Source organism: Leeuwenhoekiella sp. A16 (assembly GCF_047946675.1).
In the GTDB taxonomy this organism is placed as follows: domain Bacteria; phylum Bacteroidota; class Bacteroidia; order Flavobacteriales; family Flavobacteriaceae; genus Leeuwenhoekiella.
Genome location: NZ_CP172313.1, coordinates 1028455 through 1052807, shown reverse-complemented (window position 1 = coordinate 1052807; position 24353 = coordinate 1028455). Strand labels below are relative to the sequence as shown.

Below are 24353 nucleotides of genomic sequence, written 5' to 3'. Positions count from 1 at the left end.
TAGTGGGAATAGTTTTATAAAAATAAAGACCTTACAGTTTGTTCAAACGTAAGGTCTTTTTTATGTCAAAATGATAGGACCGGTACAAACTTAATCTTTATTTATTTTTTCAATTTGCTCCTCTTCGGTTTTCCAGTCTATCAGCGGCGAGGGATAATAATTTACGTTCATTTTTTCTAAAAAAGGTGCTTGATTTCCTAGTCGTACTTTATAGTTTTTCCAGTCTCTATTTTCAGGTTTTGACCAGTTCAGTTCTGCAAAGCCTATTGCCCTGGGAAAGGCCAGGTATTCTAGTTCGCTGCTGTTGCTTATGGTCTCAGACCATAATGGTGCTTCTATACCCAAAATATTTTTTAAAGGAATGTTCTCATAATTTTCCGGTTTCCAAGTATAAGCTGTGTCAACAGGTACATAACCTGCCCAGTTGAGACCATATTCAGACTGGAGGTCATACTTCATATCCAGATAAGCTTTTTTTGCAGGTGACATAATGATTTTCATGTCTTTTTCCACTGCCTTCCTCGCATTATCGGCACTTGCCCAGAACTGAGCAATTGAAGTAGAATCTACATCTGCGGTGGCAACTTCGTCCCAACCTATCATTTTTTTGTCATACTTCTGTACGATTTTTTCCACCTTATTCACAAAGTAAATGTAATCAGGCTTTTTAGTAGCGTGGCTTTCATCGCCGCCAATATGAAAATAAGGTCCGGGCGTGATCGCCGAGATTTCCCGCACCACATCATCTATAAAAGTATAAACCGAATCCTTTCGGGTATCAAAAGTACTAAAGCCCACATGCGTGCCTTTATAAATCTCCGGCGTCTTGCCATTACCGTTTAAAAAGGGATATGCTACAGAAGCGGCATTGGTATGTCCCGGCATATCAACCTCTGGCACGATGGTCATGTAGTTTTTTGCAGCATAAGAAACTATATCTTTATAGTCCTGCTGGGTGTAAAAACCGCCGGGTTCATCGCCCACTTCTGTTTTCCCGCCTATTTCGGTAAGTTTAGGCCAGGATTTGATCTCGATGCGCCAGCCCTGATCATCGGTAAGATGGAGGTGCAGTGTGTTGTATTTATAATAAGCCAGTAAATCAATGTATTTTTTCACTTCTTCAACAGTAAAAAAGTGCCGTGCCACATCAAGCATTGCACCGCGATAGACAAAAAGTGGAGCATCATCAATCGTGCCTGTGGGGATAGGCCAAACTGGATTTTCGGTAATAGTATCATTTGATTTCAGCGGTATAAGTTGGCGCAAGGTTTGTACACCTCTAAAAGCTCCCGCTGCACTGGCCGCGCTGAGAATAATAGAATCGGCGCCTATATTTAGTTGGTAGGCCTCTTTTTTATTTCCCCGGGCAAGGCTGTCTGATTTTTTAATATAGATAACACTTTCCTTATCTGAGGCATCCTTATTGACTGGTAGATCGAGTCTGGCAATATCTTTTATGCTATTTGCCAAAAATGTGCCTACGTCTGCAAAACCGGTAGAATCATTTAAAGTTGTAATAACCGTGAATTTATCTAAGGGAAAAGCAGTGTTTGTAGCCTGCATTGTTGTCGGTTTTGGGATGAGGTCTGCTTGTGATAGATTGGTTTTTGGGAGGTTAAGTACGCGAGGTTCTTTTTCTTGTTGGCACGAAAATAAGGCGAGCTGAATGCAGGCCAGTATTACAATTGCAAATCGATTGTGGTTCATTTATTAGTTTTCACTAAAATAAGAATATTCTTTTGAAAATAGTAAATCAATTTAGCAGCGCAAAATTCACGGAAATCTAACTTTAAAAACAATCTAATTTTCAGCTCATTAACCCTGATTTTTGCCTCCTTTAGGCAGGTTTCAGAATATCACCAAAGAAGTTTACTTTATTTTATGACGATTTAATGATGACTTTAATTTTGTCAAGCAGTTTAAAATTTTTGGCATAAAAATAGAGATGCATTGAAAGGCACCACAGGCTTTTTGTTTTTATTCAAATCAATCTTAATAAAACTTTCATGAGAACACATATACTTAGCCTTTTTCTTTTAATATCTAACATTCAGGGATTTTCTCAAAAGATTGAAACTGATATTTTCGACGATCTTAAATTTGAATCAAGAGATAAACAGTATACAGCCTCTTTAAAGCAAAATATTTTTGATGATTTGATATTTTCAGATAGCAGAGACAATAAAATAACACTTGAGAATAAGTATCTGAATTTGGAATATCAGGGAATATTCGAAAATTCTGAAGAGAAAATAAATCTTTTTAGAAATTTAATTCATGATTACAGACATGATGAAAAATACGAGCAAACGTATGCTGTAGATATTCTTGATAAAGTTGTAATTCAAGATAACAGAAACGGCAAAGTTGAATATGGAAAAGATATTTTTGGCAATCAAACATATTCAGAAAAAAGTAATGGTATTGAGAAATCTATGAAAAGAAATTTTCAGGGTGGGATTGACTATAGTGAGAATAATAAAACTGCGACCTTGCAAAAAGATTTCCATAGCAAATGGAAATATGTTGACTCTAGCGGTAACGAGTTTGTATTTGGCGATAAAACCTGGAACTCACTAAAAGAAAAATTCAAAACAGAAGAGGATATTTTTCTCTCTCTGATAAACGAGTTTTTAATTGATTAATACCGATTTTCACCCATAATAAGCCGATTTTTTAAAGGCTTTTTTCTTCCCACCTTTAAAGCGGTTTTTACATATTAAGCCAATCTTTAGAATTGAATTAGAAGTATTCCGTATTTTCGCAGTTTTAAACAACCACATGCCATACCGCCTGACAATCGTCGTTCCTGTTTTTAATGAAGCTGAAAATCTTCCTCGCGTAGAGGCCGCGTTTCTTGATTATTTTAAAATAGCTTCAGTAAAAGCGAAAGTTCTTTTTGTGAATGATGGTTCTAAAGATGAAAGTCAGCAGATTATTGAGAAAATCTGCCTTACTAACCCTGATTTCGATTTTATTTCTTTCGATCAAAATTATGGATTGAGCGCTGCAATAAAAGCCGGCTTTGATTATACCGAAACTGAACTTGTAGGTTATATAGACAGCGACCTGCAAACCACTCCAGAAGATTTTAATCTCCTACTACAACATATAGGCGACTACGATCTGGTTACCGGTGTACGTGCAGAGCGTAAAGACGATTTTGTGAAAAATATGTCGAGTACCATTGCAAATAATATACGCCGTGCTTTTACAAACGATGGGATGGACGATACCGGCTGCCCATTAAAAATCATAAAAACCGACTATGCTAAGCGTATCCCGATGTTTAGAGGGTTACATCGCTTTTTGCCCGCAATGATACTTTTGCAGCATGGTAAGATAATTCAGGTGCCGGTAAAGCATTTTCCGCGTATTGCGGGTGAAGCCAACTTCGGAGTTTGGAATAGACTTGCAGGCCCGTTAATGGATTGTTTTGCTTACCTGTGGATGAAGAAAAAATACATTAATTATTCCGTGGCCAAACATTCTAATGGATAGTAGCTGGTGGATATACATTGTAGGTTTTTTTGCGCAGCTCATGTTCTCCGGCCGCCTAATTCTGCAATGGATTCTTTCTGAAAAACACAATAAAGTTCTTACACCTTCAACCTTCTGGTGGCTGAGTCTGGCTGCTTCATTTTTACTTTTTGTTTACGGTTATTTACGCGAAGATTTTGCAATAATGCTGGGGCAGACGCTCACATACTTTATCTATATACGCAATTTACAATTGCAGGGGCAATGGGCAAAAGCACCCGTTTATATACGCTGGTTACTTATTATTTTTCCCGTACTCATCGTGATTTATGGTTATAATAATAACCTTTATGATATAGATAAATTATTCAATAATGAAAGCATACCGTTATGGCTTTTAATTTTAGGAAGTATTGCTCAGGTTATTTTTACGCTGCGATTTATTTACCAGTGGATCTATTCTGAAAAACATAAAAAATCATCCCTGCCATTGGGTTTTTGGCTGCTTAGTTTAATTGGCGGTTTACTAATTCTTACTTATGCAGTTCTGCGCAGAGATCCTGTGCTATTTGTAGGTCATCTTATGGGCGTTTTTATCTATTTTAGGAATATGAAACTTTCCTTTGCTATAGAAAAACCATGAGCATTCCCACAAAATATCACCTTCCGCTGCTCATTTTAGTGTGCTTATGCCTGTTTTTTCCGCATTTAGGGGTACTTTATGAAAACATAATGGAAGCCCGTAATTTTAATACAGCTCGTGAGATGCTGCATTATAATAACTGGATCTTCACAACAATGAATGGCGAGGCGCGCTATGAAAAACCACCTTTACCCACGTGGCTTACGGCGATCTCAGGAGCGATTTTTGGTTTAGAAAAGATCTGGGCTTTGCGGCTGCCTTCAGCAATTATTACGACGGTGATGACAGTGGGTTTATACAAATTGGCTGGACGTTTTCTTTTTAATAAAAATCAGGCTTTTAATAGCGCACTTATTCTTGCCACCTCCTTTTACATTCTCTTTTCAGGACGTAACGGAACCTGGGATATTTTTGCGCATAGCTTTATGGTGTGTGGAATCTATTTTCTTTATCGGTTTTTTGCTGAAGAAAAATCTATTTATAGAAATGCTGTTTTAAGTGGAGTATTCATTGGTCTTTCATTTATGAGCAAAGGCCCGGTAAGCCATTTCGCTTTATTGCTTCCTTTTTTGATCGCTTACGGATTCATTTACAGATTTAAAGGCTTTAAGCCAAAAGTTCTTCCGCTTGTTGTTATGATTGTGGTTATCGCGATTTTGAGTTCGTGGTGGGCGATAGCCATTTATACGCTGGATACAAATTCTGCGACAGCGATTGCAGACAAAGAAGCGACAGCCTGGGCAAACCGAAATGTGCGTTCTTTTTATTATTACTGGAGCTTTTTTACCCAAAGCGGTATCTGGACGATCCCGGCTTTCATTGGGTTGCTTTATCCTTATTTAAAAAGCAGAGTTGAGAACTTAAAAGCGTATCAATTTACTTTGCTCTGGACGCTGGCAGCGGTCGTACTTTTATCTCTTATTCCTGAGAAGAAATCGCGTTATTTATTGCCGGTTTTAATTCCGCTGGCACTAAACACCAGTTTTTATATCGATTACTTAATTAGGAGTTTTGCAGTTCTTAAAGACAAAAAGGAAATCTGGCCTGTATATTTTAATTTCGGTTTAATAACTGTGATTGCTATTCTGGTTCCTGTAGCCGGTTTTGTTGTGCTGGGAGATTCTTTAAACGGACTTTGGTTTTGGTTTGTGCTGCTGAGTTTGTCGACAGTTATAATAGGTGTTGCTATTCTATTTCGCTTAAAGCGAAAAACTATAGCATCTGTATTTTACCTCACCATTGCTTTTGTCTGTGCAGTGGTAGTATTTGGTTTTCCTCTGGTAAAAGCGTCATATACTAATAAAGATTATGCGCTGCTTGCGCCAAAGGTTGAGCAACTTAAAAAAAGCAATACACCGCAATATTTGTATGATAACGGTTCACCAGAATTGATCTGGGATCTTGGTCAACGTTTGCCCCTAATACGCTCTGATGAAGGTTTGCAGATTCCTGTAGAAAGTCAATTTGCCGTATGGGTAGACGAAGATAAAATCGATGCTTTTAAATCCGATTTTAAGGCATTTCAGGTCGATTTTCAATACAAAATAGACGGTAATATTACCTCAAAAAAAGACCGCAATTACAAGTCACGGCGCATAGCATATTTGTTTTTTGTTAAGAGATAACAAATAGTGGTGCATTTAGGCTAAAAAATCGGCTAAATTCATATCAAAATCGGCTATTTTGTTATGAAATATACTTTTTTATAGTCTTTCTTTAAACTTTACATTCAATAAAATAATATCGTAATTTTGCAGCGCTCTTAAAAGAGCGTAAATATATAATCATGAGCAGTATAGTAGCTATTGTAGGGAGACCTAATGTGGGTAAATCCACTTTTTTTAACCGTCTAATTCAACGTCGTGAGGCAATTGTAGACGCGGTTAGTGGTGTAACACGAGATCGTCATTACGGTAAGACAGACTGGAACGGTAGAGAATTTACAGTGATAGATACTGGTGGCTATGTGGTGGGAAGTGATGATATATTTGAAGCCGAAATTGATAAGCAGGTAGAACTTGCTATTGATGAAGCAGATGCCATTATTTTTATGGTAGATGTTGAGGCTGGTGTAACAGGGATGGATGAAGATGTGGCAAAACTGTTACGCAGGATTAATAAACCGGTTTTTCTCGTTGTGAATAAAGTAGATAACGGAAAGCGTGAAGAAAACGCTGTTGAGTTTTACAGCCTTGGTTTAGGTGATTATTTCACGATTGCAAGCACAAGCGGTAGCGGTACCGGTGACCTTCTTGATGCTGTTGTAGAAGCTCTTCCTGAAAAGGAATATAAAGAAGAAACTGAGCTTCCGCGTTTTGCTGTTGTGGGTCGTCCCAATGCCGGGAAGTCATCTTTTATAAATTCGCTGATTGGTGAAGATCGTTATATCGTTACAGATATCGCGGGTACTACACGTGACTCGATTGATACAAAATATAACCGTTTTGGTTTTGAATTTAATCTTGTTGATACGGCAGGTATTCGTCGTAAAACTAAGGTAAAAGAAGATCTGGAATTTTACTCAGTTATGCGATCTGTACGTGCGATTGAGCACTGCGATGTTTGTCTACTTGTGGTTGATGCAACCCGTGGTTTTGACGGGCAGGTACAGAATATTTTCTGGCTGGCAGAGCGCAACCGTAAAGGGATTGTAGTTCTTATAAACAAATGGGATCTTGTAGAGAAAGAAAACAAGACCATGAAAGAATATGAGAAGCATATTAAAGAGCAACTCGCTCCTTTTACAGATGTGCCCATTGTATTTATTTCGGTATTGACCAAGCAACGTGTTTTTAAAGCGATAGAGACTGCAGTTCAGGTTTTTGAAAATCGCAGCAGAAGGGTAAAAACCAGCGAACTCAACGATCTTTTTCTTCCTATAATTCAAAATTACCCACCACCGGCATATAAGGGGAAATATGTAAAGATTAAGTATTGCATGCAGTTACCAACGCCGCATCCGCAATTTGCTTTCTTCTGTAACCTGCCTCAGTATGTAAAAGATCCCTATAAGCGATTTCTCGAAAATAAATTGAGAGAAGAGTTTGATTTTAAAGGAGTTCCCATTTCTGTCTATTTTAGAAAGAAATAGCTTTTACTTGTTAAATTTTATCATTTCGATATAAACTATTTTTTTAGTTGGTAAAAATTTCGGTTATTCGCTTTTGTCAATCGAATAACCACTATGAAATTTAACCACCTCCTATTCCTGTTCATCGGGCTAATCTCCTTTTTTGCAAATGCGCAGCAGTTTACCATCTCAGGAAAATTAGTAGACGGCAATACGCAAACACCGCTGGAGGCTGCAACTGTTTTTGCAGAAACTCTTAAAGACAGCACTTTAATAACCTACACAATCACCGATAGCAGCGGCGATTTTGTTTTAAAGGGGCGTACTTCTCAAGATAAAGTGAACTTGTACGTGAGCTTTGTGGGTTATCAACCTTATGAGCAGATTATAGATATTTCTACTAATAAAGACATTACAGTACCTAACATAGCACTTGATTTTCAGGTAGAGACTTTGGGAGATGTTATAGTAAAAGGGCGCAGCGCACCTGTGTCTATTAAAAAAGATACGCTTGAGTTTAATGTTTCTTCTTTTCAAACTAAAAAAGATGCTACTGTAGAAGATCTTCTGCGTGAATTACCTGGTGTTGAGGTTGATGAGCAAGGGAACATAACGGTAAATGGGAAACCTGTAAATCAAATTCTGGTAAACGGGAAACCGTTTTTTGGAGATGATCCTACAATCGCGACCCGCAATCTGACTAAAGATATTATTGATAAAATTCAGGTAACTGATACTAAAACAAAATCTGAAGCTTTCACGGGTGAAGCCGGTGATGACCAGAACAAATCGATCAATATTACAATAGATGAAGAGAAGAACAAGGGGATCTTTGGTCGTGTAGCTGCGGGTGCCGGTACAGACGAGCGGTTTGAATATGCAGGTCTGGTAAACTATTTTGATAACGATCTGCGCATAAGTGCACTGGGTAGCGGTAACAATATTAATTCACCGGGTTTCAGCTTTGGCGAAATTGAAAAAATGTTTGGTAATGCCCGTTACATAAGTGTAAGTGACAATGGTTCTTTTAATATAAACGGTAGAAGTTTTGGCGGAAACTCGGGTATTACAAATTCGCGTAACGCCGGCTTTAATTATGCAGATAACTGGAGTGAAAATACAGAAGCAAGTGCAGATTACTTTTATTCAGGGTCAAACTCTTTTGAGGAAGAATTGAGTAGTCGTGAAAATATACTTCCTGATAATCGCTATTTTTCTAATTCAAGTTCTACAAGAGTAAATAATAATGACAGTCATGCTGTGAATGGCAGGGTTGAGAAAAAAATAGATTCTACTTTTTTTATAGAGTACAGGCCTCAATTTAATTATAATGAAGGTGATTTTAGAAGCGAAAGAACAGAAGAAACGCGCAATGCAGACGGCGAGATAAGCAATAAATCTGCCACCGCCAGCAATAGCTTACGTAGCGGTAGAAATTTTGAAAATGACCTGTCGCTTACACGAAAGTACGGAGCAAATGGCGCCTTTGTAAGGCTTAGGTTGAATGGTGAGATTAATGATAATAATACAGATTCTTATTTAAATTCTACCACGCAGATCTATGGAGATGATCCTCAAATAATAGAGCGCGATCAGTTTACAGATGGTAAACAGGCGATAACCAGTTATGATATTCGGGGAGAATGGAGAATTCCGCTAGTAGCGAAAAAGTTGTTTGTTAATCTACAGTATAGCTTAAATAATGAGCGCAGAAAAGACAGACAAAGCACTTATGATTTTGATGAGAACAGTCTTGATTATACAAATTTTAATCTAACACAAAGCACTGATTTTACTAATAATAATCGCAGCTCGAGGCCAGAAATTGGGATGAACTATAGAAGTGAAAATACCAATGCAAGTTTTGATGTGGGTTATGTTATGCGTACTTTAAAAAGTGATGATGCCCTACGTGATATCAATTTTGACAGTGATTTTGACGCGATCGAGCTACGGGCTAATTTACGGCATAAATTCAATCAAAAGTGGAGTATGTGGTCTGGTTACAATCTTAATAATGATGCCCCCGGTGTGCGCCAGCTTTCGCCCTATGTTGATGTTTCAGACCCGTTAAATACAATTCAGGGTAATCCTGATTTAAGTCCGGAGAATAGGCACTCAATTTATATGGGAGTTAATAACTATGATTTTCAATCAAGAACAGGTTTTAATTCTTATTTCAATGCAAATATCACTAATGACAGGGTGATTTCTCGTACTACAGTTGATGAGAATTTTGTGCGCACTACTACTTATGCAAATGTAAATGGCAATTATAACATTTATTCAAGAGCTTCATTTAGCAAGAATATTGAGATTGATACTTTACGCACATTGAAGTATGAATTCTCAATGAATGTAAATGCAAATCGTGATGTGAATTTTAATAATGATGTGCAATATGCCAGTAAAACGATAGCCTATAGCCCGGGTCTTGGACTGCGTTTTACGTGGAAGAAACTATTTGATATAAGGCCAGAATATACTGTAGAAATTACACGTAATAGTTATAATCTCGATCTTTTTGATAACAGAGAATTTCTGCGTCACGAGGTGCGTTTAAGAACCACAACATTCTGGCCTAAAGAACTGGAGTGGAATAATGACATACGCTATTACTATAACCCTAGTCTGGCGGGTGCATTTCAAAAAAGCTCTGTTTTCTGGAATAGTTCGATCGCTTATTCTGTTATGCAAGACAAAGGTTTGATAACATTTAAGGTTTATGATCTCTTAAATCAAAATACAAACGCGCGCCGTACCGCAACACAGGATTACATACAGGATGTACAAAGCACCGTGCTACAACAATACTTTATGCTTAACTTTAGTTATAAGTTTAATACACTTGGTAAAAAGGGCGAAGTGCGAGAGAATAATTGGTTTGATTAGGAAGGCAGAATTTTAAATAATTAATCATAGCCCTACCTTAAGTTTCCCCTCTGTGCAAGTCAAGAGGTTAATAATTTTTTGCATTTAATCGTAAATAATTGTTATTTTGCCGATAAATGCTGTTAGGTTTGTAAGTGGGTTATATTGTGAATTCAGTACAATAACTTACATAATAGATAAACACTTTTGATGGAAAGGAATGAAGGATTATATGTCTGGATTAATATGGGCGACTAATTCTATAGATTACTTTTAATACTATCTACTAAAAAAATAAATCATGAATAAAGCCCCAACTTCACAATTAAAGCCTGTTTATTCCCTACTAGACCAAGCTGAAGTAAACTGGCAATCTCTTCTGGAAGAAATTATTACTGCATTTGATTGCAGTACCGGTACGCTACATTTTTTAAATAAAGAAACAAATCTTTTACAAGTTCAGGCTCATAAAGGAATTCCCGATTTCTTAATTCCTAAATTGAGCACGATTCCCATAGGCAAGGGGATGGCCGGTATTGCTGCAGAACGTCGCGAGCCTGTAGAAATGTGTAATTTACAAACTGACGATTCTGGTGTAGCGCGTCCCGCAGCAAAAGAAACAAAAGTGGAAGGCTCGATCGCAGTGCCCATGATGTTAGAAGGAAAGCTCTACGGAGTTTTTGGTATAGCTAAACCTGTTCCTTATGATTTTACAGAAGAAGAAATCACCGAACTCAATAAAATAGGACAAGCTATGAGCAGTAAGCTTATACAGAGTTCTTAAAATAGCAATCATGATAAAAAATAGAATATTAGGAATCCTGCTCTTTATAGGAGGTATATCTATAGCCTATTCAGTTAAAAATGATTTTGGGAGTTTTCTTTCTGGTATTGTAAGTACCATCGGTATAATTCTGGCAATTACGGGTTCGCTCAATAGAAAACATATGGTCCTCTACAAGATGAAATCTAAATTCATCTTTTTTCTGCAATTAATAATTTCTTTAAGCTTCATAGCTTTAGGTGTTTATGTGATTATTGCTAATCCCGGCTATGGTGTTTCTGCTGTGTTTAAAACAATATTATCTGTATTAGTAATAGGTGTATTTGCCCGCACTGCGATAATGGCGCTTAAAAAGCTTATGGCTTCTTCAACAAAATAAATAGGTCAATATTACTTTTCCAGTTAAATCATTTTTGACAGGCGTAATCTAAATCGAAAGCAGTTTTAACTTTCGCGAAAGCTACCAGCCACCTGAAGCTCCGCCGCCGCCAAAGCCGCCGCCACCGAAACCACCACCAAAGCCGCCGCCGCCACCGAATCCGCCGCCGCCAAAGCCACCTCCTGAAGAACCTCCTCCAAAGCTGCCACGTCCCAGACTGCTTAAAATAATAGCATCTAGCAAAGTACTGCTTGCATTTCTGCGACCGCCACCACCGCGACCGCCATTGTTCCTGTTACGGCTAAGTATGATAATGAGAATGATAAAGAATATAATAAAGGGCAAAAAGTTCTTAATAGATGGCCCGGTATTATTCTGTCGTTCACCTTTGTATTCTCCCTGCAGCATCTGGAAAATAGCATCAGCGCCTTGATTAAGTCCGCCATAAAAATTCCCTTGCTTAAATTCTGGGATCATTATGCGGTTTATAACTTGCTCTGCATCGCGGTCTGTAATAATTGTCTCGATGCCGTAACCGGTATTTATATCTACACGCCTGTCTTTTGTTGCGAGCATGATGAGAATACCATTATCTTCTTTTTCCTGCCCTATTCCCCATTTTTGGCCCCATTTTGATCCCAGAAAACTTATATCTTCACCCTGAGTAGATTCTATTACAACGACTACAATCTGCGTTGAGGTTGTGTCGCTGTAGCGTACTAACTTGTTTTCAAGCGCTGCTTTTTGAGAAGGGTCTAATAAATTAGCATAGTCATAGACACTGGTTTGGAGGCTGGGTTTTTCAGGAATATCATATTGTGCCCACCCTTTCGCCGCAAGGCAAAAGAAAAGAGCTGTAAAAAGGAGATATTTGGCCTTAAAAGGGAGGTTTTTGATCAAGATACAGAGATTTCATCAGAGAGTTCGTTGCGGTCATCTTCATCCCATGGGAAGAACTTGTGCAGTTGCTCACCTGCAGAATGAATACCTTCTACGAGTCCCTGTTTAAAGTTTCGGTTTTTAAAATGTGAGATGATAAGATCTCGAGTAGATTCCCAGAAATTAGGTGGAACCACGGCATTAATACCACGATCACCGCAAATCGCAAGTTTTTTATCATCAACGGCTACATAGAATAACACCCCGTTTTCGGCCTTAGTGTTATCCATTTTGAGTTCGTGAAAAAGCTGGGTAGCACGTTTAAAAGGATCTATTTTACTGCTGCGTTCCAGATGCACACGTATTTCACCAGAAGTTCTTAGCTCAGCCTGGCGGATGGCCTCTACGATCTCTTTTTCTTCATCAGCGGTTAAAAAATCCTCTACAACTGCGCCCATTATCCTTCTTTGTTTCCAAAATCAAAGTTTACATCAGGTGCATTTTGTGCTCCCTCGTCTGCTTTGAAATATCCTTTTTCATCAAAATCTAAGAAACCGGCCACCATATTGTTTGGGAATTTCTTGATGTATGTATTGTATTCCTGTACTTCACCATTAAAGCGGTTACGCTCTACGTTGATGCGGTTTTCTGTACGCTCAAGCTCATTGATCAACTCTTTGAAGTTCTCATTTGCCTGAAGTTCGGGATAACGCTCCACAGTGACCAATAATCGGGATAAAGCCGAAGAAACTCCGCTTTGTGCCTGTTGAAATTGTGCCAATTGTTCCGGCGTGATATTTTGAGGATCTACATTTACAGAAGTTGCTTGCGCGCGAGCTTCAATAACCTGAGTCAAAGTTTCCTGTTCAAATTCTGCATATCCTTTTGCCGTATTCACAATATTAGGAATAAGGTCAGATCGTCTTTGGTACGCGCTTTCTACGTTACCCCACTGTGCAGTGGCTTTTTCGTCAAGCGTAACCATGGTATTGTTTAAACCGGCAAACCAGCTGCCTATTATAAATATCAGGGCAACGATTATAATAATGGGGATTATAAATTTTTTCATTGTCGTTAGTTGTAATTAAAGTTGATCTTTTAAATCATTAAGCTGGGCTTTTATAGTTTCCAGTTTACGTATTAGTTGAAATTTATCTAAAGTGTTACGTTTATTTTCCTTTAAATGTGTTTTTGCGCCTTCAAGCGTGAAACCCCGCTCTTTAACGAGGTGAAAAATAAGCTCCAGATTTTTAATATCCTCAGGAGTGAATTTTCGGTTTCCTTTAGCGTTTTTCTTTGGCTTTAAGGCATCAAATTCTTTTTCCCAAAATCTAATAAGAGACGTGTTTACATCAAAAGCTCTGGCAACTTCGCCTATGCTGTAATATAATTTTTCAGGAAGATCTACGTGCATTAATCCAGAGATTGATTTTCCATCTGAGCTTTTTTGAGAATAATATCAAACTCTGCAGGAGAAAGGTTTCCGTAATAAAAATTGATTGGGTTTATACGCTCATCATCTTTAAAGATCTCGTAGTGCACATGAGGTCCTTCAGACCGTCCTGTACTACCTACAAAACCTATAAGATCGCCTCGTTCTACCTTCTGGCCGGGGCGCACGTTGTATTTGTAAAGATGCGCATAAAGACTCACATAGCCATACCCATGATCTATGCGTATGTGGTTGCCGTAACCTGTTGACTGGTTGTCTGCTCGTATAACTTTACCATCACCGGTGGCGTAAACGGGGGTTCCACGCGGAGCAGTAAAATCCATCCCCCAGTGCATTTTTCGCTCTTTAGTAAACGGGTCACTGCGCAAACCATAACCGGAAGCAATGCGTGTTAGATCTTTATTTGCCACAGGCTGAATGGCCGGTATTGCAGCAAGTAATTTTTCTTTTTCTTCTGCCAGTACGGCGATCTCATCAAGAGATTTACTTTGTACAACAAGCTGCTTGGTAAGAATATCAAGACGACGATTAGTCTCGATGATCATTTTAGAATTATCATAACCCTCAAGATCCTTATAGCGATTTATACCACCAAAACCAGCCTTGCGCTGTTCTTCAGGAATTGGGTTTGCTTCAAAATAGAGTCTGTAAATGCTGTTGTCGCGTTCTTCAACTTCAGAAAGAACAGTTTCTATCTGATCCATTTTTTTATTGAGCACATCGTATTGCAGGGTCATATTTTGCAATTCGCGTTGCAAAGCCTTTTCCCGCGGAGTTTCAAGATTGGGAATGTTGAGATAGATAAGCAGAAGAATAAAACCTGCCAGGAAAGACCCCAGAATTGAAACCAATACAATACCCATCTTCCGCCCTTTGCGTTTCTCTATCTTTTGATAAGAAAGGGTATCGCTATCGTAATAATATTTAACCTTAGACATAAGTTAAAATATGCTATTTTTGCGTTATCGTTTTCGGCCCTAAGCCGCAATTAAAATGGGAAAACGAACAAATATAAAAAATAGTTTGCCACTTTAACATTTTAGGCAAAATCCATACCAAAATCTACGCATGAAGTCTCAGGAAATACGCGATAAATTTCTCGAATTTTTTAAAAGCAAATCCCACACAATCGTTCCCTCTGCACCCATGGTGATTAAGAACGATCCCACGTTGATGTTTACCAATGCGGGAATGAACCAATTTAAGGAATTTTTTCTGGGTAACAGCATTCCAAAGAACCAGCGGGTGACAGATACGCAGAAATGTCTGCGCGTAAGTGGTAAGCACAATGATCTTGAAGAGGTAGGCAAAGATACATATCACCACACCATGTTTGAGATGCTTGGCAACTGGAGTTTTGGTGATTACTTTAAAGAAGAAGCCATTAAATGGGCTTGGGAATTACTTACCGAAGTTTACGGTGTAGGTAAAGACAAACTTTACGTGACTGTTTTTGAAGGTGACTCCAGCGAAAATCTGGACAGAGATTCTGAAGCTTTTGATTTCTGGAAACAATTTATTTCTGAAGACAGAATCCTTAACGGAAACAAGAAAGACAATTTCTGGGAAATGGGCGATCAGGGACCATGCGGACCTTGTTCTGAAATTCATGTCGATCTGCGCTCTGCAGAAGAAAAAGCAAAAATTCCGGGAGCAGCATTAGTAAATGCAGACCACCCGCAGGTTGTTGAAATCTGGAATCTGGTTTTTGTACAATACAACAGAAAAGCAGATGGCTCATTAGAACCTTTGCCACAGAAGCATGTTGATACGGGAATGGGTTTTGAGCGCCTTTGTATGGTGCTTCAAGGAACAACTTCAAATTATGATACTGATGTTTTCACTCCGCTCATTCGTGAGATAGAAACCATTACCAGTTCAAAATATGGCATTAGTACAGAAAAGGATATTGCCATACGTGTAATTGCAGATCACGTTCGTGCAGTTGCATTTTCTATTGCAGATGGTCAATTACCCAGCAACACGGGTGCCGGTTATGTGATACGCAGAATTTTGCGTCGTGCTATACGATACGGTTTTACTTTTCTGAATACCAAAGATCCTTTTATCTACAAGCTCGTTAATGTGCTTAGCGAGGAAATGGGTAAAGCTTTCCCTGAACTTAAAAAACAGCAAAATCTGATTTACAATGTGATTAAGGAAGAGGAGATGAGCTTCCTGCGCACGTTAGATCAGGGTTTAATTTTGCTTGATAATATTATCGCTGAGGCGAAAAACAAACATGTAGAAGGCAATAAGGCTTTTGAATTATATGATACGTACGGGTTCCCTATAGATCTTACCGCTTTAATTTTAAGTGAAAAAGGATATACACTAGACGAAAAGGGTTTCCAGACAGAATTGCAAAAACAAAAAGAAAGATCACGCGCTGCTACTAAAGTAGAAGCAGGCGATTGGACAATTCTCAATGCAGATGCTGAAGAAGAATTTGTAGGTTATGACACCTTGACAACTCCGGTGCAGATTACGCGTTACCGCAAAGTGACCAGTAAAAAAGACGGAGATTTGTATCAGTTGGTTTTTAATCTTACTCCCTTCTATCCTGAAGGTGGCGGTCAAACCGGTGACAAAGGATATCTGGAAATGCCAAATGGTGATGTGATTTACATCATCGATACTAAAAAGGAAAATAGCCTAATAATTCACCTGACAAAAAATCTTCCGGCTAATCCTGAAGATACGTTTACTGCAGTCGTAGATGAAAAACAGCGTGCTCGAAGTGCTGCTAATCATTCTGCAACTCACTTGTTACACCAGGCATTACGTAAGATTTTGGGTAATCATGTAGAGCAAAAAGGTTCTATGGTGCACAGCGGTTATTTACGTTTTGATTTTTCACATTTTGCGAAAGTGTCACAGGATGAATTGCAGGAAGTAGAAAACTTTGTAAATGCTCGTATTCAGGAACAATTAGATCTGGAAGAACAACGCGGTATTCCGTATGAGCAGGCGATAGGCGAGGGTGCAATTGCACTTTTTGGTGAGAAATATGGAGACGCTGTGCGCACAATCCGTTTTGGTAAATCAATGGAATTATGTGGTGGTACGCATGTAAAAAATACCAGCGAGATCTGGTATTTTAAAATACGATCAGAAGGAGCGGTTGCTTCCGGAATTCGTCGTATTGAAGCCATAACCGGCGATGCTGTGATGGATTATTTTGAAGAGCAGGACGATCAAATACATGCAATCAAAAACCTGCTTAATAATGCTCAGGAACCGGTAAAAGCAATCGAAAATCTCCAGGAAGAGAACAATGCGCTTAAAAAGCAACTGGAAACACTTTTACAGGAAAAATCTAAAAATCTTAAAAGTGAACTCATAACCGAAATAAAAGAAGTTAACGGCGTTAAATTTCTTGCGCGTGAGATCGATCTTGATGCCGGTGGAATGAAAGATCTGGCTTTCCAGATAGGAGGAGAGGTTGATAATCTGTTTTTATTGTTGGCTTCCCGAGAGGGCGGAAAAGCTTTGTTAAGTTGCTATATTTCTAAAGAAACCGCTCAGGCGAAAGATCTTAATGCCGGGAAAATCGTACGCGAACTCGGAAAATACATTCAGGGCGGCGGCGGCGGCCAGCCATTTTTTGCAACAGCCGGCGGTAAAAATCCAGAAGGTATCGCAGAAGCGCTTTCAAAAGCAAAAGCTTATCTAAGTTAGAATTTTTTAAATTTAAATGTTGTAATCAGCTAAATTTAATCGTCACCCTAAATTTATTTCAGGGTTGCATGTATAATTGCAAACTTCATTTTCTTAGTTTGATTTGATGCTGAAACAAGTTCAGCATGACGAGGATGAACGGAATATTATTAATTCAAATAGCGAATATTTAAAACATGGAACTTCAGACACGCATACCTATTGAGCCGTCTCAAGTTCCTATAGATTATAATTCACGTATTTTGCTCGTTGGTTCTTGTTTCGTAGAAAACATAGGTGCGAAGCTGGATTATTATAAATTTCAGCAGCTTATAAATCCGTTTGGGATTTTGTTTCATCCGGCGGCAATTGCAAAATTTCTCAATTATGTAGTCGCTGAAAAAATATTTACTGAAGCAGATTTAATTAATCACAATGAGCGTTGGCTTTCACTGGATGCGCATTCTGCGTTAAGCGCTTCCGCGAAAAAAGAAGTTTTAAATAACCTGAACACCGCAATTTCAGACTCCCGCGAATTTCTAAAAATAACTACGCATGCCATTGTCACTCTGGGAACTTCCTGGGGTTATAAATTTCGCGAAAGCGGAAATTGGGTAGCCAATTGTCATAAAATTCCGCAGAAACAGTTTTCTAAAGAACTGGCTTCGGTTGAAGAAATTCAAGCCAATTTACACCAGATTTTAACCGATTTTAGGTCGATTAATCCCGATATTTCGGTGATTTTCACTGTTTCTCCCGTGCGTCATATAAAAGATGGATTTGTTGAAAATCAGCTGAGTAAAGCCCATTTATTGACCGCTTTACACCGATTTTTAGCACAAACAAATAGCACTTCTTACTTTCCCTCATACGAGATCATGATGGATGAATTACGTGATTACCGTTTTTACGATCGTGACATGCTGCATCCTAATCAGCTTGCTGTAGATTATATCTGGAATCTTTTTGCGACGTCACATATTTCCGCGGAAGCGCAATCTGTAATGACAGAAGTAGAAGAAATTCAGCGTGGTTCAGCTCATCGCCCCTTCAATCCCAATTCTGAAGCGCATCAGAAATTTCTGGCCAAGCTTGAAATTAAAATGCAACAACTTCACGAAAAAATAAAGCACATAAGATTTTAGCCTCAAAAACTTTACCTGTTTAATCATTATCAAAGAGTATCATAGTAAAGTATTATTTATTTAAACGTATTTGTTACATTTAATAAATATTTAATTCCGGGTTTTTCAGCCAGTCAATTAGGTTTGAAAATTCAAAAACTATGTCAATGATGCATAAATATGGTTTTTTAATCTTTACTGCGATTTTTTTACTTTCTATAAAGGGCTATAGCCAAGAAAACCCGGAATGGGAAAATCTTGATATTGTATCCGTCAATACCGAAAAACCTCATGCTACTTTTCATGTGTTTAATACCGAAAATGAGGCAAAAAAGGGCGATTTTGGCAATTCGGGAAACTATAAATCATTAAACGGAACCTGGAAATTTCATTTTTCTGAAACGCCTGATACGCGACCTGCAGATTTTTATAAAATCGACTTTAATACTTCAGAATGGGATTCAATTGCTGTTCCTGCCGACTGGCAGATGGAAGGATACGATTTTCCGCTGTATACAAATATTGAATATCCATTTCCTATAAATCCGCCTTTTGTTGATAATAGTTACAATCCTGTAGGTTCTTATAAAAGAACTTTTACGGTTCCGAAAAATTGGCAAAAAAAGGAGGTTTTTCTGCATTTTGGAGGGGTAAATAGTGCTTTTTATGTTTGGATTAACGGTGAAAAAGTGGGTTACAAAGAAGGAGCAAAAACTCCTGCAGAATTTGATATTTCCCAATATTTAAAGGAAGGAGAAAATGAACTGGCCGTTGAGGTTTACAGATGGAGCGACGCGAGCTATTTGCAGGATCAGGATTTCTGGAGATTGAGTGGGATTGAGCGTGACGTCTATTTATATGCCAAACCTGAAACAAGTATTCAGGATTTTTTCATCAATGCTTCTTTAGACGAAAACTATAAAAATGGCGAACTCGATGCCAATGTAGTTTTAGAAAACAAAAGCGGTAAAAAAGGTGATTATGTGATCAACTTTAAAGTTTGGGATGGTAACAAAGCGATTTATGAAAGCGATAAAAATTTAAGTTTTAAAAATGCATTGCTGGATTCGGTTTCATTTTCTTCAACTATAAAAAATATCAAAGCATGGAGTGCAGAGCATCCTAACTTATATACCGCTACCATAAGCCTGATGGAAGACCAAAAAACGCTTATGAGTACTGCCGTGAAAATAGGCTTTAGATCTGTGGAAATTAAAGGAGGGAACTTATTAGTAAATGGTAAACCCATTATAATTAAAGGCGTAAATAAGCACGAGCATGATGAGAACACCGGGCATGTGATTTCAAAAGAATTGATGCTGAAGGATATTACTTTGATGAAGGAAAACAATATCAATTCTGTTCGTACTTCTCATTATCCTAATGATACCTACTGGTATGAGTTATGTGATAAATATGGACTGTATGTTGTTGATGAGGCAAATATAGAAAGTCACGGTTTTGGCTATGACGAAGATAAAACCCCTGCCAATAAACCTGAATTTGCTAAAATGCATCATGATCGTGTAGAGCGTATGGTAGAGCGTGATAAAAATCATCCTTCTGTGATTATTTGGTCTATGGGTAATGAAGCCGGTGATGGACCTGCTTTTGTAGATAATTATCATTGGATTAAAAACCGGGATAAAACGCGTCCTGTGCAATATGAAAGAGCAGAAAGAGGTGAGCATTTTAAAGAACCACACACAGACGTAATCGGCTGGATGTATGCTGGTCTTCCCGAAATTGATAAATATTATATGGGCAGTTACCCAGAGCGACCATTTATCTGGGTAGAATATGCGCATGCAATGGGAAACAGCAGCGGGAATTTAATTGATCTTTGGGATTATGTGTATACGCATAAGCAACATCAGGGCGGTTTTATTTGGGATTGGGTTGATCAGGGACTGGCTCAAACAGATAGTTTAGGAAATAAATATTGGGCTTATGGCGGCGACTTTGAACCCAAAAGATATCATAATGATGGCAATTTCGTACTTAACGGATTAGTAAATCCTGACAGAACTCCGCATCCCGGATTAAGTGAGGTGAAATATGTTTACCAAAATGTAGGTTTTGAAATGACAGATAGTTTGAAATTTCAGTTTAAAATTGATAACCGTTTTTTCTTTACTAATCTCGACCAATTTGAATTTAACTACGAACTAATTGAAGACGGAAAGTCTGTTGAAAAAGGTAAACTAGCCGATTTAAATATTGAGCCACAGCAATCTCAAACAATTAGTGTAGATGCTTTAAAAGGAAAGCTAAATGCTGATAAAGAGTATTTTATTAATTTTTATGTGAAAACCAAAACTGAAAAAGACCTTCTGCCTAAAGATTTTGAGATAGCAAAAGCGCAGTTTCAATTAAGTTCAGCAAAGAAAAAAACTGAAGACTTTTCAGCTAAAGCGAAAAAGCTTAAAGTAACACAGGATACGGCGGAAATAGTAATCGCTAATGATAATATTCAATTGTCATTTGACAAAAAAGAAGGTTTGCTTAATTATTATGTTTTTAGTGGAGATACGTTAATAAGACGCGGACCAAAAATTAATTTCTGGCGCGCACCTACAGATAATGACTTTGGTAACGGCTTACAAAAGAGAGCAGGTGTATGGAAAGAAGCTACCGACAACTATAAATTATCTGCTATCGATGTGAAAAAAGAGAGCAAGGACAGGGTTTCAATTGAAATGCATTATTCAATGGATTCTGTGAATTCAACATATACTTCGGTTTATACAATTCATACAAATGGCGAAATTTTAGTAAGCAATCACTTTAATTATGATGGCGATGATACAATTGCAGAAATGCCCAGATTTGGTATGAATATGATTTTGCCAACTTCTTATGAGAATGTAACCTGGTACGGAAGAGGACTGCAGGAAAATTATCAGGATCGTAAAGAAGCTGCTTTTGTGGGGATTTATGAATCTTCAGTAAAAGATCTTTATTTTCCGTATATCCGGCCGCAGGAGAATGGCTACAGAACAGATAACAGGTGGATAGAATTTACAAATAAACAAGGAAAAGGGCTAAAATTTATTGGGATGCCATTGCTTTCATTTAGCGCACATAACAATTTGATTTCAGATTTTGATCCCGGTGTTGAAAAGCAACAAAGACACACAACAGATATTAAACCACGAGATCTTATTAGTGTAGACATAGATTATAAACAAACGGGATTAGGCGGTGATAACAGTTGGGGTGCGCGCACCTACGACAAATACCAACTTAAGCCGAAAGATTATAATTATAGTTTTTTGATAGTTCCGGTTAAGTAAGATTTAGATGAATTATCTGAATAAAAAAAAGGCGTCAATTTCAGTTGAAATTGACGCCTTTCTAATTTTAGTTTTGCTTTCGCGAAAGCAAAACTTTACTCGAGACTTACTTCAATAATCCCGATACCATGCGCTGCTTTTTGAGCATCTTGAGATAAGCCGGGACCAATAGAAAATTGTAAACTTTCTACCCGATTAATATCGAAATCTTCAGTTATATCGTGTTCCAGATAATATGGAAGAAAACTGGGATAAGGGCGAGGTAATGTCACTGTTTTGACCGGTTTTAGGTCTTTTAGAGCGATTTTATAATCAGCAACTTCTGGTTGTAGCGTGATCATATTTCCATAAGCAGACCCATCATCAAGTACAAAAGCAACCTGTATTTTTTCAGGTTTATTATTTAAAGAACGCCCTTTAAAAACCAGGGAATCTTTTGAAGTTAAATCAGCTTTTCGGCCTTTTATCACATCTAGGATAAAGTGCTTAAAGCTGTAATCATACCGCGGCTTAGCATTTAAGTTTTCATTGTCAGGAACAAAAAGCTTTTCGATATTCATATCATATTCCGCTTCGTCTTTATTTTCAGTAGGAACGAGTTTAAAACCGCGACGCCACTCACTCACTAACTTGCCACTATCTTCGGCGGCATCAAAGAGATAAACAGGATTATCTTTTGGAACTACCGTTACTTTATAAGAATCCTGATCGTAAAAATCCCAATCTGAAGGTCGGCCGTTTTCACCGGACGGATAGGAGATAAACTTATCATCTGCCAGTTTTACAATGATGCGGTAATTTAAATAACCAGTCTCCAGTTTTTCTGCAGGAATAGTGGTTTCATATTGGTATGGTGCTACTTCTTCAAGATCAAGATTAGTCCAATTCATGCCATTTTGAGCGATCAATTGAATCTGCTGAGGTTTTTCTGGCGAGACAAATTGCACATTGATTTTTAAAGGTGAATCTGCTGAGGTTTCAGCGACAGCTTCATGTTTAAGCCAAGGCTTATCTACAGAATCTTTAGGAGCGACAAAGTCTTTCAGTTTATTGGGGCCAAAAGTATCTTCTGGAGACCAATTTTTAGCGTTTCCGGTTTTACTGATGATATACGTTCCGGGCTTAATTTTAAAGGAATTCCCATCAACTGAAGGAGAATAGGAATTGTTGTCATTTATAGCTTCAACAGTTAAATATGAACCAAGTTCGTCAAGTTTCAAACTCATATTGTGTTCTGCCCATTTGATAACAGCTACTGTCTTTTTCAGACTGTTTTTTCCAAATGGATTATCTACCCAGATCGCGTCGGGCATAACTTCAAGGCGCCAAGTGTTATCACTTATTTTATTCAGAAAATAGGCTCCAGCGCCATCATAATCGACTATGGGAGAGTTACCATATCCTGCGATTTTTGCCAGTTTTGAGGCGTTTTTTGGTGCTTTTGAGGTGGTGTTTGTATATATGAAAGTGTCTTCGGTATTGTAAGTAGCCAGGTCTTTGTTATAATCTACCGTAAAGTTATCAAAAGTTGTGTTTTCAGGATAGCTTCCAAAATCTGTATACATCGGGATTTCATGAAAAACTTTAGAGGTGATCATCAAGCTCAATGCTTTTTGTGGAGCATAAGCCAGATTCATGTAATGCGTGTTATATTCTGTATTGTAAGGAGCGAGGAAAGTAGGGTCGTAGGCAAACTGGGTCGCTATTTGAATTCCAGCTTTACGGAAACTACGAGCTATGGCAGGATAAATATAAGATCTGCCTACATCTGCTGCGTCAAATTCGTAGACCAGTTTTGCACCGTGATGTTTTTTTATGTCTGCTTCGAACGGAATATTATAGTCATTTACGTTGGGCAGATAATTTCCCGGGAGTTCCTGTTGATAACCTAAACCTGTAGGATACCATTGAAATGTTCCGCCTTGAATTCCTGCGTCAAAATAAGCATCAACAAAATGCACACCATGACTAATGTTATAGAAAATGGGCTTTTTAGTTCCCGATTTTCGCATCGCTTTGACCATTTTTTTGATATACTGAGTCACTTTTTTAGCTTCACCACTGTGATGCGGCTCGTTGCTAACTTCAAACGCTATTATGTTGGGTTCATCTTTATAAGCAACGTTTGTATACGGATTAACATGATTTAGGAATTGCTCCAGATAATTCTGTGCAGCTTTAATCGCGCCGGGATCTGTGAGACTTTTGCCTTTGCCGTATTTATGAGAAAAGCCGGGTGTATCTTCATCGGGTTCCGGCCAGCCATTTCCCCAGAAAGCGATAGGTGTGATGACATAATTGATTTCTTTTTTCTTTAGTTCGTTAAGCAGATAGTCAAAAGTGTCAAGATGTTCGTTTTCTATTAAATTTCCCAGCGTATCGCTTATTTCGGTATCCCAAACGTGAATACGGTACAAGTCAAAGCCTAAGCGTGAGAAATGGTAAATATCGTCATCAATCGCTTTTTTGGGATCAATACCCATTTGTTTTGCCTGGCGATAAGCGTGAGCAAACGGAACGGTATAATTCACACCAAAACCATGTACTTCTTCTTTGTTTTCGCCCCAGCGCATAACGCCATTATTATCTACAAAAACATCTCCCTTATCAGCCTGTTGAGCGGATAAGTGTGCGCTAAATAATAAGAGTAAAGTAAAGCTTAGAAGAAAATTTATTTTTCTATTAAGGGCTTTGTATAAGTGCTGCTTTGCCAT

The 24353-nt window shown here is 38.1% G+C and carries 18 protein-coding genes; 11 read left to right on the top strand and 7 right to left on the bottom strand.

The genetic code is table 11. The features are described from left to right. Positions 1 to 90 precede the first annotated feature (90 nt). Positions 91 to 1707, bottom strand: coding sequence for a beta-N-acetylhexosaminidase (locus tag ACH3O9_RS04485; protein ID WP_416444805.1), 1617 nt, complete (start codon positions 1705 to 1707; stop codon positions 91 to 93). A 299-nt stretch (positions 1708 to 2006) separates the two neighbouring features. On the opposite strand from ACH3O9_RS04485, the gene ACH3O9_RS04480 reads away from it, so the two are divergent. From ACH3O9_RS04480 to ACH3O9_RS04445, 8 genes are all read left to right on the top strand, one after another. Continuing rightward, positions 2007 to 2645, top strand: coding sequence for a hypothetical protein (locus ACH3O9_RS04480; RefSeq protein ID WP_416444803.1), 639 nt, complete (start codon positions 2007 to 2009; stop codon positions 2643 to 2645). 136 nt (positions 2646 to 2781) lie between these two features. Continuing rightward, positions 2782 to 3501 (top strand): glycosyltransferase, encoded by a 720-nt coding sequence (locus ACH3O9_RS04475; RefSeq protein ID WP_416444801.1) that lies wholly within the window; start codon positions 2782 to 2784, stop codon positions 3499 to 3501. Then, positions 3494 to 4123 (top strand): lipid-A-disaccharide synthase N-terminal domain-containing protein, encoded by a 630-nt coding sequence (locus ACH3O9_RS04470; RefSeq protein WP_416444799.1) that lies wholly within the window; start codon positions 3494 to 3496, stop codon positions 4121 to 4123. Before ACH3O9_RS04475 ends, ACH3O9_RS04470 begins: the two co-directional genes overlap by 8 nt. Further along, positions 4120 to 5748 (top strand): ArnT family glycosyltransferase, encoded by a 1629-nt coding sequence (locus ACH3O9_RS04465; protein WP_416444797.1) that lies wholly within the window; start codon positions 4120 to 4122, stop codon positions 5746 to 5748. Before ACH3O9_RS04470 ends, ACH3O9_RS04465 begins: the two co-directional genes overlap by 4 nt. A 161-nt stretch (positions 5749 to 5909) precedes the next feature. Then, complete coding sequence (gene der / locus ACH3O9_RS04460) at positions 5910 to 7214, top strand: ribosome biogenesis GTPase Der (protein ID WP_416444795.1); 1305 nt, start codon at positions 5910 to 5912, stop codon at positions 7212 to 7214. A gap of 93 nt (positions 7215 to 7307) precedes the next feature. Further along, positions 7308 to 10085 carry an outer membrane beta-barrel protein gene (locus ACH3O9_RS04455; RefSeq protein WP_416444793.1) on the top strand — a complete coding sequence of 926 codons (2778 nt, stop codon included), beginning with the start codon at positions 7308 to 7310 and terminating at the stop codon, positions 10083 to 10085. A gap of 280 nt (positions 10086 to 10365) precedes the next feature. Then, entirely contained in the window at positions 10366 to 10848 is a 483-nt protein-coding gene (locus ACH3O9_RS04450; protein ID WP_416444791.1) for a GAF domain-containing protein, read from the top strand. 10 nt (positions 10849 to 10858) lie between these two features. Continuing rightward, positions 10859 to 11227: a hypothetical protein gene (locus ACH3O9_RS04445; RefSeq protein ID WP_416444789.1), complete on the top strand. Its 369-nt coding sequence runs from the start codon at positions 10859 to 10861 to the stop codon at positions 11225 to 11227. Between the two features lie 81 nt (positions 11228 to 11308). Here the strand turns inward: ACH3O9_RS04445 and ACH3O9_RS04440 are convergent, their stop codons facing one another. From ACH3O9_RS04440 to ACH3O9_RS04420, 5 genes are read right to left on the bottom strand one after another with little or no spacing between them, the layout of a single operon-like run. Continuing rightward, positions 11309 to 12130, bottom strand: coding sequence for a TPM domain-containing protein (locus ACH3O9_RS04440; RefSeq protein ID WP_416446623.1), 822 nt, complete (start codon positions 12128 to 12130; stop codon positions 11309 to 11311). Continuing rightward, complete coding sequence (locus ACH3O9_RS04435) at positions 12124 to 12564, bottom strand: TPM domain-containing protein (RefSeq protein WP_416444787.1); 441 nt, start codon at positions 12562 to 12564, stop codon at positions 12124 to 12126. The genes ACH3O9_RS04440 and ACH3O9_RS04435 overlap by 7 nt, the downstream gene beginning before the upstream one ends. Beyond that, positions 12564 to 13175: a LemA family protein gene (locus tag ACH3O9_RS04430; protein ID WP_416444785.1), complete on the bottom strand. Its 612-nt coding sequence runs from the start codon at positions 13173 to 13175 to the stop codon at positions 12564 to 12566. The genes ACH3O9_RS04435 and ACH3O9_RS04430 overlap by 1 nt, the downstream gene beginning before the upstream one ends. Before the next feature lie 15 nt (positions 13176 to 13190). After that, positions 13191 to 13520: a MerR family transcriptional regulator gene (locus tag ACH3O9_RS04425; protein WP_416444783.1), complete on the bottom strand. Its 330-nt coding sequence runs from the start codon at positions 13518 to 13520 to the stop codon at positions 13191 to 13193. Further along, positions 13520 to 14497: a M23 family metallopeptidase gene (locus ACH3O9_RS04420; protein ID WP_416444781.1), complete on the bottom strand. Its 978-nt coding sequence runs from the start codon at positions 14495 to 14497 to the stop codon at positions 13520 to 13522. Before ACH3O9_RS04420 ends, ACH3O9_RS04425 begins: the two co-directional genes overlap by 1 nt. Before the next feature lie 130 nt (positions 14498 to 14627). Here ACH3O9_RS04420 and alaS point away from each other — a divergent pair, with 130 nt between their 5' ends. The 3 genes from alaS to ACH3O9_RS04405 all read left to right on the top strand — a co-directional run bounded on the left by alaS (position 14628) and on the right by ACH3O9_RS04405 (position 21639). Further along, complete coding sequence (alaS, locus tag ACH3O9_RS04415) at positions 14628 to 17240, top strand: alanine--tRNA ligase (protein WP_416444779.1); 2613 nt, start codon at positions 14628 to 14630, stop codon at positions 17238 to 17240. 176 nt (positions 17241 to 17416) lie between these two features. Then, positions 17417 to 18364, top strand: coding sequence for a GSCFA domain-containing protein (locus ACH3O9_RS04410; protein ID WP_416444777.1), 948 nt, complete (start codon positions 17417 to 17419; stop codon positions 18362 to 18364). A gap of 146 nt (positions 18365 to 18510) precedes the next feature. After that, positions 18511 to 21639 carry a glycoside hydrolase family 2 TIM barrel-domain containing protein gene (locus ACH3O9_RS04405; RefSeq protein ID WP_416444775.1) on the top strand — a complete coding sequence of 1043 codons (3129 nt, stop codon included), beginning with the start codon at positions 18511 to 18513 and terminating at the stop codon, positions 21637 to 21639. Between the two features lie 95 nt (positions 21640 to 21734). Here ACH3O9_RS04405 and ACH3O9_RS04400 read toward each other — a convergent pair whose 3' ends face one another. Beyond that, complete coding sequence (locus ACH3O9_RS04400) at positions 21735 to 24353, bottom strand: cellulase family glycosylhydrolase (RefSeq protein WP_416444773.1); 2619 nt, start codon at positions 24351 to 24353, stop codon at positions 21735 to 21737.

What these genes read in the sequence shown, in the direction of transcription:
- alaS (WP_416444779.1), top strand. Translation starts at nt 14,628, where the DNA reads ATGAAGTCTCAGGAAATACGCGATAAATTTCTCGAATTTTTTAAAAGC.
- ACH3O9_RS04435 (WP_416444787.1), bottom strand. Translation starts at nt 12,564, where the DNA reads ATGGGCGCAGTTGTAGAGGATTTTTTAACCGCTGATGAAGAAAAAGAG.
- ACH3O9_RS04425 (WP_416444783.1), bottom strand. Translation starts at nt 13,520, where the DNA reads ATGCACGTAGATCTTCCTGAAAAATTATATTACAGCATAGGCGAAGTT.
- ACH3O9_RS04475 (WP_416444801.1), top strand. Translation starts at nt 2,782, where the DNA reads ATGCCATACCGCCTGACAATCGTCGTTCCTGTTTTTAATGAAGCTGAA.
- ACH3O9_RS04405 (WP_416444775.1), top strand. Translation starts at nt 18,511, where the DNA reads ATGATGCATAAATATGGTTTTTTAATCTTTACTGCGATTTTTTTACTT.
- der (WP_416444795.1), top strand. Translation starts at nt 5,910, where the DNA reads ATGAGCAGTATAGTAGCTATTGTAGGGAGACCTAATGTGGGTAAATCC.
- ACH3O9_RS04455 (WP_416444793.1), top strand. Translation starts at nt 7,308, where the DNA reads ATGAAATTTAACCACCTCCTATTCCTGTTCATCGGGCTAATCTCCTTT.
- ACH3O9_RS04450 (WP_416444791.1), top strand. Translation starts at nt 10,366, where the DNA reads ATGAATAAAGCCCCAACTTCACAATTAAAGCCTGTTTATTCCCTACTA.
- ACH3O9_RS04485 (WP_416444805.1), bottom strand. Translation starts at nt 1,707, where the DNA reads ATGAACCACAATCGATTTGCAATTGTAATACTGGCCTGCATTCAGCTC.
- ACH3O9_RS04400 (WP_416444773.1), bottom strand. Translation starts at nt 24,353, where the DNA reads ATGGCAAAGCAGCACTTATACAAAGCCCTTAATAGAAAAATAAATTTT.
- ACH3O9_RS04430 (WP_416444785.1), bottom strand. Translation starts at nt 13,175, where the DNA reads ATGAAAAAATTTATAATCCCCATTATTATAATCGTTGCCCTGATATTT.
- ACH3O9_RS04480 (WP_416444803.1), top strand. Translation starts at nt 2,007, where the DNA reads ATGAGAACACATATACTTAGCCTTTTTCTTTTAATATCTAACATTCAG.
- ACH3O9_RS04465 (WP_416444797.1), top strand. Translation starts at nt 4,120, where the DNA reads ATGAGCATTCCCACAAAATATCACCTTCCGCTGCTCATTTTAGTGTGC.
- ACH3O9_RS04470 (WP_416444799.1), top strand. Translation starts at nt 3,494, where the DNA reads ATGGATAGTAGCTGGTGGATATACATTGTAGGTTTTTTTGCGCAGCTC.
- ACH3O9_RS04410 (WP_416444777.1), top strand. Translation starts at nt 17,417, where the DNA reads ATGGAACTTCAGACACGCATACCTATTGAGCCGTCTCAAGTTCCTATA.
- ACH3O9_RS04420 (WP_416444781.1), bottom strand. Translation starts at nt 14,497, where the DNA reads ATGTCTAAGGTTAAATATTATTACGATAGCGATACCCTTTCTTATCAA.
- ACH3O9_RS04445 (WP_416444789.1), top strand. Translation starts at nt 10,859, where the DNA reads ATGATAAAAAATAGAATATTAGGAATCCTGCTCTTTATAGGAGGTATA.